The organism is Streptomyces sp. 150FB (genome assembly GCF_000818195.1).
Classification (GTDB): domain Bacteria; phylum Actinomycetota; class Actinomycetes; order Streptomycetales; family Streptomycetaceae; genus Streptomyces.
Genome location: NZ_JTHL01000001.1, coordinates 8,223,428 through 8,236,148 on the forward strand (window position 1 = coordinate 8,223,428; position 12,721 = coordinate 8,236,148).

General features: G+C 70.0%; 12 protein-coding genes. 3 read left to right on the plus strand and 9 right to left on the minus strand.

Going from position 1 to position 12,721, the window contains the following annotated elements; genetic code table 11:
• On the minus strand, positions 1-444 hold a 444-nt coding region (locus QR77_RS47130), incomplete at its 3' end, for a hypothetical protein (protein ID WP_040026070.1).
• A 45-nt stretch (positions 445-489) separates the two neighbouring features.
• A complete protein-coding gene (locus QR77_RS35280; protein WP_040026071.1) occupies positions 490-1,305 on the minus strand; it encodes a helix-turn-helix transcriptional regulator in 816 nt (271 codons plus the stop codon).
• Between the two features lie 144 nt (positions 1,306-1,449).
• Between QR77_RS35280 and QR77_RS35285 the strand changes: the two genes are divergently transcribed.
• The gene (locus tag QR77_RS35285; protein ID WP_040026072.1) at positions 1,450-1,755 is read left to right on the plus strand and encodes a 4a-hydroxytetrahydrobiopterin dehydratase; all 306 of its coding nucleotides are present in this window, start codon (positions 1,450-1,452) and stop codon (positions 1,753-1,755) included.
• 109 nt (positions 1,756-1,864) lie between these two features.
• Here QR77_RS35285 and QR77_RS35290 read toward each other — a convergent pair whose 3' ends face one another.
• From QR77_RS35290 to QR77_RS35300, 3 genes are all read right to left on the minus strand, one after another.
• Positions 1,865-2,692, minus strand: a complete 828-nt coding sequence (locus QR77_RS35290) for an aldo/keto reductase (protein WP_040026073.1) — start codon at positions 2,690-2,692, stop codon at positions 1,865-1,867.
• Between the two features lie 97 nt (positions 2,693-2,789).
• Positions 2,790-4,613 (minus strand): AMP-dependent synthetase/ligase, encoded by a 1,824-nt coding sequence (locus QR77_RS35295; RefSeq protein WP_040026074.1) that lies wholly within the window; start codon positions 4,611-4,613, stop codon positions 2,790-2,792.
• Positions 4,614-4,832: 219 nt separating this feature from the next.
• Positions 4,833-6,350, minus strand: a complete 1,518-nt coding sequence (locus QR77_RS35300) for an MFS transporter (RefSeq protein WP_063798117.1) — start codon at positions 6,348-6,350, stop codon at positions 4,833-4,835.
• Between the two features lie 113 nt (positions 6,351-6,463).
• Between QR77_RS35300 and QR77_RS35305 the strand changes: the two genes are divergently transcribed.
• Positions 6,464-7,474 (plus strand): Lrp/AsnC family transcriptional regulator, encoded by a 1,011-nt coding sequence (locus QR77_RS35305; protein ID WP_040026075.1) that lies wholly within the window; start codon positions 6,464-6,466, stop codon positions 7,472-7,474.
• 42 nt (positions 7,475-7,516) lie between these two features.
• Here the strand turns inward: QR77_RS35305 and QR77_RS35310 are convergent, their stop codons facing one another.
• Positions 7,517-8,407, minus strand: coding sequence for a LysR substrate-binding domain-containing protein (locus QR77_RS35310; RefSeq protein ID WP_173476476.1), 891 nt, complete (start codon positions 8,405-8,407; stop codon positions 7,517-7,519).
• 108 nt (positions 8,408-8,515) lie between these two features.
• Here QR77_RS35310 and QR77_RS35315 point away from each other — a divergent pair, with 108 nt between their 5' ends.
• Complete coding sequence (locus tag QR77_RS35315) at positions 8,516-9,571, plus strand: bile acid:sodium symporter family protein (RefSeq protein ID WP_040029214.1); 1,056 nt, start codon at positions 8,516-8,518, stop codon at positions 9,569-9,571.
• A gap of 99 nt (positions 9,572-9,670) precedes the next feature.
• On the opposite strand, the gene fdhD is transcribed toward QR77_RS35315, so the two are convergent.
• The 3 genes from fdhD to QR77_RS35330 form a co-directional block, all read right to left on the minus strand.
• Entirely contained in the window at positions 9,671-10,513 is an 843-nt protein-coding gene (gene fdhD / locus QR77_RS35320; RefSeq protein WP_040026077.1) for a formate dehydrogenase accessory sulfurtransferase FdhD, read from the minus strand.
• 24 nt (positions 10,514-10,537) lie between these two features.
• Positions 10,538-11,395, minus strand: a complete 858-nt coding sequence (locus tag QR77_RS35325) for a 2Fe-2S iron-sulfur cluster-binding protein (protein ID WP_040026078.1) — start codon at positions 11,393-11,395, stop codon at positions 10,538-10,540.
• Positions 11,392-12,721, minus strand: a 1,330-nt coding sequence (locus tag QR77_RS35330; protein WP_040026079.1) for an NADH-ubiquinone oxidoreductase-F iron-sulfur binding region domain-containing protein, incomplete at its 5' end; no start/stop codon positions are given. The genes QR77_RS35325 and QR77_RS35330, both read right to left, overlap by 4 nt.

A 12,721-nucleotide genomic window follows, 5' to 3' on the forward strand; every position in this document is an offset into this window, starting at 1 on the left:
GCGCTCCAGCGCGCGATCGGCGAGGACGACGGCGGCGGCGAGGTCCGGCAGATCGGCCGCCTCGTCGAGCAGCTTGCCGGCCGCCTGGAACGCCTCGACCGCCCATACGTAGTCACGCCGTACGGCCGTCTCCGCCGTACCGGGGGTGAATTCCAGCCGGGCGTCGCTCAGCAGGTCCCCCACATCGGCCAGCCGCTCCCGCGCGACGCCGGTCAGCCGGTCACGCAGCACCGCCCACTCGCGCAGCGTCCGCTGCTCACGCTCGCGGAGCACCGCCCGGCTCGGCCGTCCGGCCCGGTCACCGACATCACCCCGGGCCACCGCGGGGGCCGAAGCAGACACCGTCCGCCGCAGCCGGCCGGGGCCCGGCACCATGGAGGCCAGCAGCGCCCGTACCGATCCCATGAACGGATGCGGCAGGTCCGGCGATTCGTTTCCGGTCATGCGTCCCTCCCCCCGGAAGCGCGGCCGACGGCCGTGGTCCTTCCACTATCCCATCCGCTCACGCGACGTCAGATACGCGACAGTCGCCGGATCGGCCGGCAGGAACGTCTCGATGGCCAGCTCGGCGACCGTGACATCCATCGGGGTGTTGAAGGTGGAGATGGACGAAACGAACGACAGTACCCGTCCGTCGTGTTCGATCCGCAGCGGAAGCGCCAGCCCGCCCGCCACGGCGGGCCCGCCGTCCGCCGCCGGTTCCTCGGGGGAGTCCGGCAGGGGATAGCCGGCCACCTCGTCGTACAGCTCGCGCAGCGCGGGGGAGCGAGTGAGAGCGAGCTGGCGCTCCATCTGGTCGAGCAGATGGCCACGCCACTCCCGCAGATTGCGGATGCGCGGGGCAAGTCCCTCCGGGTGGAGTGTGATCCGCATGGCGTTGCCCGGCAGTGTGCGCAGCTTCTCCGGAAGACCCTCCATCAGCATGGCGATGCCGCTGTTGGCCGCCATGACGGTGTACGTGCCGTCGACGACCAGCGCCGGGTACGGCTCGTATCCCCGCAGAAGCTGCTCCAGGCCCTCGCGCAGCGCGCCCATTGCCGGGTCGTCCAGCGCGGTCTGCGTGTAGCGCGGCGCGTAACCAGCCGCGAGGAGGAGGGAGTTGCGCTCCCGTACCGGCACATCGAGGTGTTCGGCGAGCCGCAGCAGCATCTCCTCGCTGGGACGAGCGCGGCCCGTCTCCACAAAGCTGATGTGCCGGGCGGAGGAATCCGCGCGCAGCGCGAGGTCGAGCTGACTGATCCGGCGCTGCCTGCGCCAGTCGCGCAGCAGTGGGCCGACTCCCATGCCCGGGGCGAGAGCTGTCATGAGGAGGACCGTAATACATACCGGCGACACACCCCGCGACACTTCCGGGCCGGGGGAGCGGTAGGACCGGAACCGCGGGGGTGTACGACGTATCGTCGGCCGGGTCAGCGAGGTCGCCGCACACTCCCGGAAGGAACCCCCGCCATGGCCACCGAACCACTGCCGGCAGACGAGATCGAGGCCAGGCTGCGGGATCTCCCCGGCTGGTCCCTCGACGGCGGCCGGCTCACCCGCTCCTACCGGCTCGGCACACACTTCGCCGCGACCGCCATGGTCGTCCACATCGCCCAGCTCCAGGACGAGCTGAACCACCACTCGGAGCTGACGCTCGGCTACAACACCGTGTCACTGTCCGTCCACACGCACAGCGCGGGCGGCGCGGTCACGGACAAGGACGTCGCGCTGGCGCTGCGTGTCGAGGCGATCGCCCCGGGACACGGCGTGAGTTGAGAGCGTACGCGTGTGACACCGGCCCACCGCCGATACCGGTACGGGCAGCGGTACCGCTACGGGCGGCAGCGGTACCGGGCCGGTGTCACACCCCCTCACACCGGTGGGTTCAGTTCACCTCTGCCGGGTTGCCGCCGATGCGCCTGCCCTCGTCCAGCGCGGAGAAGGCGGCCAGGTCGTCGGCGTCCAGCTCGAAGCCGAACACGTCGATGTTCTCCCGGATCCGCGACGGCGTCACCGACTTGGGGATCACCACGTTGCCGAGCTGGAGGTGCCAGCGCAGCACCACCTGCGCCGGAGTCTTCCCGTGCTTCCTGGCGATCGCGACGACCGTCGGGATGTCGAGAAGGCCCTTGCCCTGTCCCAGCGGGGACCAGGCCTCGGTGGCGATGCCGTGCGTGGCGTGCGCGGCGCGGGACTCGGACTGCTGGAGCTGCGGGTGCAGTTCGATCTGGTTGACGGCGGGGACGACGGACGTCTCCCCGGTCAGCCGCTCCAGGTGCTCCGGCAGGAAGTTGGACACACCGATGGCCCTGGCGCGGCCGTCGGCGAGGATCTTCTCGAAGGCCTTGTACGAGTCGACGTAACGGTCCTTGGCCGGCATCGGCCAGTGGATCAGGTACAGGTCGACATGGTCGAGGCCGAGCTTCTCCAGGGAGGCGTCGAAGGCACGCAGTGTGGAGTCGTACCCCTGGTCGCCGTTCCCCAGCTTCGTCGTGACGAACAGCTCGTCGCGGGCGATCCCGGAGCCGGCGATCGCCTTGCCCGTGCCCTCCTCGTTGCCGTACACCGCGGCGGTGTCGATGCTGCGGTAGCCGGCTTCCAGCGCGGCGCCGACGGCGGAGACCGCCTCGTCGTCCGGTATCTGCCAGACGCCGTAGCCGAGCTGGGGCATCGTGACGCCGTTGTTGAGGGTCAGGGTGGGAACCTTGCTCACGAGCGGTGGATCCTAACGTTGTGGATGGTCTTCGTCCGCCCAACGATCGCGGACACACGCGCATTCCCGGGGGAACGGCGCCGGTCGCCGGCGGCTGTCATCGGTACAGGGCGTCGACCTCGACCGTATACGCCGTCTCGATCGCCTTGCGCTTCAGCTTGAGCGACGGTGTCAGCAGCCCGTGCTCCTCGCTGAACGGGTGCGCCAGGATACGGAACGTACGGATCGACTCGGCCTGCGACACCGACGTGTTGGCGGCAACCACGGCGCGCCGTACCTCCATCTCCAGATCGGGATCGCGCACCAGGTCCCGGGAGTTGAGCGGCGGTTTGCCCTGCACCGTGAGCCAGTGCTCGACGGCCTCCTGGTCCACGGTGACGAGCGCGGCGATGTACGGCCTGTCGTTCCCGACGACGATGCACTGCGCCACCAGCGGATGCGCCCGCACCCGCTCCTCGAGGGCGCCCGGCTGCACACTCTTCCCGCCGGACGTGACGAGGATCTCCTTCTTCCGCCCGGTGATGGTGAGGTAGCCGTCCTCGTCCAGCGAGCCCAGGTCCCCGGTGGCCAGCCAGCCGTCGTACAGGGTGGCGTCGGTGGACTTCTGGTCGTTGAGGTACCCGGAGAACACATGACCGCCGAACAGCCATACCTCGCCGTCGTCAGCGATGTGCACCGAGCTGCCGGGGATCGGCTGCCCCACCGTGCCGTACCGCGCGCGCTCCGGCGGGTTGACCGTGGCGGCGGCGGACGACTCCGTCAGGCCGTACCCCTCGAAAATGGTGACACCGGCGCCCTCGAAGAAGAGCCCGAGCCGCCGGTCCATCCCCGAACCGCCGGAGAAGGCGTGCCGCACCCGGCCGCCCATCGCGGCGCGCACCTTGCTGTAGACGGCCTTCTCGAAGAACTGGTGCTGCATGCGCAGCGAGGCGGAAGGACCGGGGCCGAGCCCGAAGACCCGGTGCTCCCTGGCCTCCGCGTACCTGACGGCCACATCGACGGCCTTGTCGAACGGGCCGGACTTGCCGTCGCGTTCGGCCTTGCGCCGCGCCGCGTTGTAGACCTTCTCGAAGATGTACGGCACGGCCAGGATGAACGAGGGCTGGAAGGCGACCAGATCCGGCAGCAGCGCGCTCGCCCTCAGCTCCGGCTGGTGGCCCAGCTTGACCTTGCCCCTGATCGCCGCGATCTCGACCATCCGGCCGAAGACGTGGGCGAGCGGCAGGAAGAGCAGCGTCGAGGCCTGATCGCCCCGCCGGGAGTGGAAGACCGGCTCCCAGCGGTTGATGACGGTGTCGGCCTCGTACATGAAGTTGGAGTGGCTGATCAGACAGCCCTTGGGGCGGCCCGTGGTGCCGGAGGTGTAGATGATCGTCGCCACCGACTCCGGTGTCACCGCCTTGCGGTGCCGGTGGACCACCTCGTCCTCGATGTCGGCGCCTGCGGCGAGCAGTTCGTCGACGGCGCCCGCGTCCAACTGCCACAGCCGCTTGAGCAGCGGCAGCCGGTCGATCACCGAACCGACGGTCATCGCGTGGTCCTCGTTCTCGACCATGCAGGCCGAGACCTCGGAGTCGTGGAGCATCCACAGCACCTGCTCGGCCGAGGAGGTGGGGTAGAGCGGTATGGACTGCGCGCCGACGGACCAGAGGGCGAAGTCGAACAGCGTCCATTCGTACCGCGTACGGGACATGATGGCGACCCGCTCGCCGAACCGTATGCCATGGGCGAGCAGCCCCTTGGCCAGGGCGAGCACCTCGTCACGGAACTGCGCCGAGGTGACGTCCTGCCACCGGCCGTCCTTGTCCTTGCGGCCGAGGGCGACATAGCTGGGGTCGTCATGAGCATGACTAAAGACGGCGTCCGCAAGCCCACCGACGTGGGGCGCAGCCGCGAGGGGTGGAGAGGTGAACTCGCGCAATGACTTGCTCCTTGTGGCGCTCCGCACAGCGCCGTGACGCTACCCCACACCGGGCTTGCGGGGGAGTCTGTGTGCGGAACCGGAGCCAGGTCATACCACCGCAGACCGGCACCCTAAATGGGGCCAACCGGCAGGGCCCGGACATACATCTGCCCGAAGGGTAAGTGCGGCGCGAGGGAATCTCCACCGAATCCGTACGCCGTTGTCACTCCCGTGGTGTCACCCGTGCTCGGCGGGCACCGGAACTGTGGTCCGGACCTGTGAGGCGGCCTCCGGGCCCCGCGCTCCCGCGCCGGGACCGCGCACCCACACCAGGACGACAACACCGGCGAGCACACCGGCGGCCCCGGCGACGAGCGCCGCACCGTTCAGCCCGCTCGCGAAGGCGGTGTGCAGAGCCCCCTCCGGCACGGCGCTCCGCAGCGCCCCTGCCCCGCCCCCGGCGAGGACGTGCGCGGCGCCCTTGGGGTCGGCGGTGGCACCGCTCAGCGAATCCGTGATCCGGGAGGTCGCCACCGTACCGAAGACGGCGACACCCAGCGCGAAGCCCAACTGCCGGAAGGTGTTGACGGCGCCGCCCGCCATCCCGGCGTCACGCGGCGGTACGGAAGCGAGCGCGGCGCCCGCGATCCCCGGCGACACCAGCCCCACACCCACACCGACCAGGGCGAGCCCCACGATCAGCGACGTCCAGCCCGAGCCGGCGTCCAGTGTGGCCATGGCGAACGCACCGCCACCGATGAACAGCATCCCGATCCCGATCACCAGCCCGGGCCGCGCACCGTGCAGCAGCCGCCCGCTCAGCGCCGCCACCACGAACGACATGATGGCGAGCGGCAGCAGCGCGAGACCACCGCGCACCGGGCTCATCCCCAGCAGTGTCTGCAACCAGATCGAGGTGTACGGGAGCACACCGAACGCGGCCGCGTTGAAGCACAGCGCCGCCACCATCACCGCCACGAACGAAGCGCCGCGGAAAAGCCGCAGGTCGATCAGCGGCCGCGCCGACCGCAGTTCGGTCGTGATGAAGGCCGCCAGGGCCAACAGGGCCACCACGAAGGCGACATCCGCCTGTGTGGAGGTCCAGCCCTCGGAACCCGCCCGTACGACACCGAAGGTCAGGCCCCCGGCGAACAGCGCGAAGAAAGCGGTGCCCGCCCAGTCGATACGCCGGGTGCTGTCCCGCCGTGAAGCGGGGACCGCGCGCAGTGTCATCCAGATCGCCGCCACACTCACCGGCAGGTTGATGAAGAAGATCCACCGCCAGCCGAGCCCCTCGGTCAGCACCCCGCCCAGCACCGGGCCGAGAGCGGCCGCCGCACCGCTGACCGCACCCCAGATGCCGAGCGCGAACGAACGGTCCCGCCCCTGGTACGAAGAGGCCAGCAGCGACAGCGTGGTGGCGAACATCGCGGCCGCGCCGATGCCCTGCACACCCCGCAGGGCTATCAGCTCACCCGTGGTCGAGGCCAACCCGCACCCCAAGGACGCCAGGGCGAACAGGCCGGTACCGACCGCGTACATCCGGCGCGGACCCACCACATCGGCGGCCGCGCCCGCGCCCAGCAACAGCGCGGCGAGCACCAGCGCGTAGATGTCGATCACCCACTGGAGCCCGGAGAGCGAGGCGTCCAGGCCGGTGGCCATCCCCGGCAGCGCGACGATCACGATCGTGACATCCAGCAACAGCATGAATGTCCCGAGACAGACCGCGACGAGCGGCCCCCATTTACGCATGATGTTCTCCTTCTGCGATGTTGTGCCGTCCCCTACGATCGGCGACGACCCCCGAAATCCGGCAGTCGGAAGGCGTGAAGTGCCGGAATCCGACATCGAACGGGACTTGGCGGATGGAAATCCACACGCTCGACCAGCTCGACCGTCAGTTGCTGCACGCTCTGGAGATCGACGGCCGGGCGCCGTTCAGCCGCATCGCCGACGTCATCGGCGTCTCCGACCAGACTGTCGCCCGCCGCTTCCGCCGGCTCACCTCGGCCATGGAGATACGGGTCGTCGCCGTCCGCGACGGCGAGCGCCTCGGCCACGAGAGCTGGCTGCTCCGGATGCGCTGCGCGCCCGACGGCGCCGAGCGGCTCGCGCACGCGCTGGCCAGACGCCCCGACACCGCCTGGATAGCCCTGGTCTCCGGCCCCACGGAAGTCGTGTGCACCGTCCGCGCGAGCAGCCAGAGCGAACAGGAGGAGCTGCTCCTCGGCAGACTCCCGCGCACCCCGGGTGTCCTGGAGATCAAGGCGCACAAGCTGCTGCACCGGTTCTACGGCGGTTCCGAGGGCCTCGTCGGCAAGAGCGGCGCCCTCACGCCGGAACAGGTGGGCAGGCTGCGGGCCGCCGGTCCCGACACAACACCCGAGGGGTCGGGCCCCGCCGTCCTGACACCCGAGGACGAACCTCTCGTCGCCGCCCTCGAACGCGACGGCCGCGCCACCTACGCCGAACTCCGGCAGGCCACCGGGCGCCCGGAGTCGTACGTACGCCGCAGACTCGGCCGGCTCCTGCGGTCAGGGGCGATCTACATCGACATGCAGTTCGAGCGGGGCGGCTTCGAGGACGGTGCACGCGCCATCCTGTGGATCACGGCGGCGCCGTCGGCGCTCGACTCCGTGGGCCGTGAGATCGCCACCCACCGCGAGGTCGCCTTCGTCTCGGCGACGGCGGGCGACAGCAATCTCCTCGCCGTCATCGTCTGCCGCGACACCGCGTCCGTCTACCGCTACCTCAGCGAAGGGGTCGGCAGGCTCGACGGCGTCCAGCACGTGGAGTGCGGCCCCGTCCTGCGGACGTTCAAGCAACTCGCGTACGAGGAACGCCGCCGCCCCGGCGCCCGCGCCGCGCGCGCCTGAGCGGATACGTACCGTACGCCCCCGCCCCCGCCCCGGCCCCCGTCAGAGACCGTCGACCGGCCGGTGCAGCCGGTCACCGCCGCCCAGGATCGCCGCGGCCAGTGCGTCCGACGCCTCCTGGGCGCCCGCCCTGCCGCGCCCCCTGCCGTGCAGCAGGACGAAGTCCACCTCACCGAGATCGGGCAGCCCCGCCCTGGCCGGTACGGGCACGAGCCCCGGCGGGATCAGCCCCCTGGTGTGCGCCATCACACCGAGGCCCGCCCTGGCGGCGGCCACCAGCCCGCTCAGGCTGCCGCTCGTGCACGCGATCCGCCAGGGACGGCCGCCCGCCTCCAGCGCCTCCAGCGCGCGGGCCCGGGTGATGCCGGGCGGCGGGAAGACGATCAGTGGCACCGGCTGCTCGGCGTCCAGCCGCAGCCACGGCGCGCCGATCCAGACCAGCGGGGACTGCCAGACGAGTTCGCCGTGGGTGTCGCCCGTACGCCGCTTGGCCAGCACCAGATCGAGCTTTCCCGCCGCCAACTGCCGGTGCAGTGAGCCCGAGAGGCCAACCGTGAGCTCCAGGTCGACCTCGGGATTCTCCCGCCGGAAGGACTCCAGGATCTCCGGGAGCCGGGTGACGACGAAGTCCTCCGAAGCGCCGAACCGCAGCCGGCCGCGCAGCCGCGTACCGGCGAAGAACGCCGCCGCCCGCTCATGGGCCGCGAGGATGGTACGCGCGAAGCCGAGCATCGCCTCGCCGTCCTCCGTCAGCTCCACGCTGTGCGTGTCACGGGTGAACAGCATGCGGCCCGAGGCGAGTTCGAGCCGGCGCACATGCTGGCTCACGGTGGACTGGCGCAGCCCGAGCCGCCGCGCCGCCTGGGTGAAACTCAGCGTCTGCGCGACGGCCAGAAACGTACGCAACTGCCCCGGGTCGTACATAACGCCCAGGTTATCGCGGAACGCAATGACAGTGAGCGCGGCCCATGGGATTCCCGATCACACCGATCAGGCGGACGATGGAGAGGGCACGACCTGTACCGAGAGCTAGTGGAGCACATGAACCGCCGCCGTACCCCGCACCTGCCGTCCTGGCTGCCTGTCGACGCCTTCATCCTGGCGCTGATAGCGACCGTCGCCCTCGCGGCACTGATCCCGGCGTCCGGCGGTGGCGCCGATGTCGCCGGCGGCGCCTCGACCGGCGCCGTGGCGCTGCTGTTCTTCCTCTACGGCGCCAGACTCTCCACCCGGGAGGCGCTGGACGGCCTCAAGCACTGGCGGCTCCACGTGAGTGTCCTCGCCTGTACGTTTCTGCTCTTCCCGCTGCTCGGCATCGCCGCCAGGGGCCTGGTGCCGTTCGCGCTGACACCCCAGCTCTACAGCGGCCTCCTCTTCCTGTGCCTGGTGCCGTCTACCATCCAGTCGTCGATCGCCTTCACCTCCATCGCACGCGGCAATGTGCCCGCCGCGATCTGCGCCGGATCCTTCTCCAGCCTGGCCGGCATCGTGATCACCCCGGTGCTCGCCGCCCTGCTGATCGGCGGCCAGGGCGCAGGATTCTCCGCCGACGCGCTGCTCCAGATCGTCGCGCAGCTTCTGCTGCCGTTCGTCGCCGGCCAACTGCTGCGCCGCTGGCTCGTACGGTTCCTCGCCCGGTACAAGAAGCTGCTGAGCCTCGTCGACCGGGGGTCGATCCTGCTGGTCGTCTACACCGCGTTCAGCGAGGGCATGGTCGCCGGCATCTGGCACCAGGTGACGCTGGTCCGGCTGCTGGAGCTGCTCGCGGTGGAAGCGGTGCTGCTCGCCGCGATGCTGGCGGTGAGCTGGTACGGGGCCGGGCGCCTCGGCTTCACCCGCGGGGACCGGATCGCGATCCAGTTCGCCGGGTCGAAGAAGAGCCTGGCCGCCGGGCTGCCCATGGCGAGTGTGCTGTTCGGGGCGCACGCGAGCCTGGCGGTGCTGCCGCTGATGCTGTTCCACCAGATGCAGCTCATGGTGTGCGCGGTGATCGCCAGACGGCGCGCACGGGATCCGCTGCCCGCTGAGGCGGAGAGCCGGATCGTGGCGCGCGGCGAGGTGCACGAGGAGGCCGCGCTCGACTGCTCGCAGCCGTAGGAACACCGGGCGGGAGATCGCCCGGAGGACGGAGGGGGTCCGGCCGACGCAGGGGGCGCTCCCCGCCGGCCGGACCCTTATCCCGTGCAGCGGGGCGAGTTATGCCACCCCGGTGTGCAGGGCGATCCGCTCATCGCCCGCGTACACGTTCATGGACTGGCCGCGCAGGAAGCCGACCAGGGTCAGCCCCGTCTCGGCGGCCAGATCGACGGCGAGCGACGACGGCGCCGAAACCGCCGCCAGCACCGGAATGCCCGCCATCACGGCCTTCTGGGCGAGCTCGAAAGAAGCCCGTCCCGAGACCAGGAGGATCGACCGGGACAGCGGCAGGAGATCCTGCCGCAGCGCCCGGCCGACAAGCTTGTCGACAGCGTTGTGCCGGCCGACATCCTCCCGGATGTCGACCATCTCACCGTGCTCGGTGAAGAGAGCCGCCGCGTGCAGACCCCCGGTCCTGTCGAAGACCTGCTGTGCCGCCCGCAACCGGTCGGGGAGGCCGGCGAGCAGAGTGGGCTCGACCAGGACCGGGGGAGTGTCGTCGATCGTGAAACGGGCCGTCGTACGCACGGCCTCCAGGCTCGCCTTGCCGCACAGTCCGCACGACGAGGTCGTGTACACGTTGCGCTCCAGCGAGATGTCCGGAATCGGTACGCCGGGCGCGAGCTGGACGTCGACGATGTTGTACGTGTTCGAGCCGTCGTCCTTCGCCCCGGCGCAGTACACGATGGACCGTACGTCCGAGCCCGCCGCGAGCACACCCTCGCTGACCAGAAAGCCGGCCGCGAGTGCGAAATCGTCACCCGGCGTCCTCATCGTGATGGCGAGCGGCTTTCCGTTCAGCCGGATTTCCAGTGGCTCTTCGGCCACCAGGGTATCGGGACGGGTCGAGACGACTCCGTCCCTGATACGGATGGTGCGGCGGCGCTCGGTGACCCGTCCCATGTGATCAGTCCTACTCGTTTCGATTCAGCGTTGTTGTACGTGCTGGTAGCCGAACCGGCCCTTGATACAGAGATTGCCGTGTGTCACCGGGTTGTCGTGCGGCGAGGTGACCTTCACGATCTCATTGTCCTGCACGTGCAGGGTCAGATTGCAGCCAACACCGCAGTAGGCGCAGATTGTGGTCGTCTCGGTCTGGACTTCCTCGTTCCAGGTACCCGCTTCCCGCATGTCGAACTCGGATTTGAAGCTGAGTGCCCCGGTCGGACAGACCTCGACACAGTTTCCGCAGTACACACAGGCCGAATCGGTCAAAGGGGTGTCGTGTTCGGTGGAGATGCGCGCGTCGAAGCCACGGCCGGCGACAGAGATCGCGAACGAGTTCTGCCACTGCTCACCGCAGGCATCGACACACTTGTAACACTGGATGCATTTGTCATAGTCGCGGACGTAGAGATCGTTGTCGATTTTTGGCTGTTCATTGAGCCGCGCGGCGTCGGGACCGAAGCGGTCCGGCTTCGCCTCGTACTCCTTGATCCATTCGGCGGCCCTCGGGGTGGTCGAGAGATCCGTCGAGGAGGCGAGGAGTTCGAGGACGATCTTCCTGCTGTGCCGGGCGCGCTCGGTGTCCGTATGGACCGTCATGCCCGCCTCGGCGCGGCGCGAACAGGCCGGTGCGAGCACCCGTGCGCCCTCGACCTCGACCACACAGACCCGGCACGCGTTCTTCGGTGTGAGTGTGTCGCCCTCGCACAGCGTCGGGATGTCCTTGCCGGCCGCTCGGCAGGCGTCGAGGAGTGTGGAGCCCTCGGGGACCCGGGTCTCCTGGCCGTCCAGTGTGAACTCGATCAGTCGGCGCGGAGGTTGCAGTGGTACGGAAGTCACTTGTAGGCCCCCAGTCGGTCGATGGCGGACTCGATGGCGTTCCACGCGGTCTGGCCGAGACCGCAGATCGAGGCGTCCTTCATGGCGCTCCCGACCTCGCGCAGCAGCGCGATGTCTCCGGCGGCCTCGGTGCCCGAGCGGTCCTTGATGCGGTGCAGCGCCTCCTCCTGCCGCACCGTGCCGACCCGGCAGGGCACACACTGCCCGCAGGACTCGTCGCGGAAGAACTCGGCGATACGGAGCAGGATTCTCGGCAGCTCGACGCTCTCGTCCAGCACCAGGACCACACCGGATCCCAGCGTGGTCCCGGCCGCTCTGGTGCCCTCGAAGGTGAGCGGGATGTCCCGCTCGTCGGGGCGTACGAAGCCACCGGCGGCGCCGCCCAGCAGAATCGCCTTCATGGTCCCGGACGCGCCTGACAGGTCGAGTAGATCCCCCAGCGTCGCGCCGAAGGGGAGCTCGTAGATGCCGGGGCGGGCGACATTGCCGGAGACGCAGAACAGTTTGGGCCCGGTGGACAGGCCGCTGCCGGTCGCGGCGAAAGCCGCGGCGCCCTCGTTGAGGATCGGCAGGACATTGACCAGCGTCTCGACGTTGTTCTCCGCCGTCGGCTTGCCGAAGAGACCCTTCTCCACGGGGAACGGGGGCTTGGAGCGCGGCTCGCCCCGGTAGCCCTCGATGGAGTTGAACAGGGCCGTCTCCTCGCCGCAGATGTACGCCCCGGCTCCCCGCCGTATCTCGATGTCGAACGCGTAGCCCTGGCCCAGGACGTTGTCGCCGAGGAGTCCCCGGTTGCGCGCCTGGCCGATCGCGTTCTCCAGCAGGCGCAGCGCGCGCGGGTACTCACCGCGCAGGTAGAGGAAGCCGCGATGCGCGCCGACCGCGTACCCGGCGATGGTCATCGCCTCGATCAGGGAGTACGGGTCGCCCTCCATGATGACCCGGTCCTTGAAGGTCCCGGGCTCGGACTCGTCGGCGTTGCAGACCAGGTAGTGCGTGCGCTCGGGCTGCGAAGCGGTGGCCCCCCACTTGCGCCCGGTCGGGAACGCGGCGCCGCCCCGGCCGACGAGACCGGAGTCGGTGACCTCCCTGATCACCTCGGCGGGACCCATGTCGAAGGCGCGCCGCAGCGCGGCGTAGCCGCCGTGGTTGCGGTAGTCGTCGAGGCTGAGTGGGTCGACGACCCCGATGCGGCTCAGCAGTTTCAGGCCCGGCTGCCCTGCCTGCGGTACGGACATCGCGGCGGCCGGCTCGGCAGGCGCCGTCTCGGGGGCGGCCGCTGCCAGGGCGACGGCCTCGGCGGTCGCCGGGGCGATCACCGCCGTC

Excerpts from the sequence above, each read along its gene's own strand:
- QR77_RS35280 (WP_040026071.1), bottom strand. The coding sequence starts at position 1,305 with ATGACAGCTCTCGCCCCGGGCATGGGAGTCGGCCCACTGCTGCGCGAC.
- QR77_RS35285 (WP_040026072.1), top strand. The coding sequence starts at position 1,450 with ATGGCCACCGAACCACTGCCGGCAGACGAGATCGAGGCCAGGCTGCGG.
- QR77_RS35300 (WP_063798117.1), bottom strand. The coding sequence starts at position 6,350 with ATGCGTAAATGGGGGCCGCTCGTCGCGGTCTGTCTCGGGACATTCATG.
- QR77_RS35305 (WP_040026075.1), top strand. The coding sequence starts at position 6,464 with ATGGAAATCCACACGCTCGACCAGCTCGACCGTCAGTTGCTGCACGCT.
- QR77_RS35315 (WP_040029214.1), top strand. The coding sequence starts at position 8,516 with ATGAACCGCCGCCGTACCCCGCACCTGCCGTCCTGGCTGCCTGTCGAC.
- fdhD (WP_040026077.1), bottom strand. The coding sequence starts at position 10,513 with ATGGGACGGGTCACCGAGCGCCGCCGCACCATCCGTATCAGGGACGGA.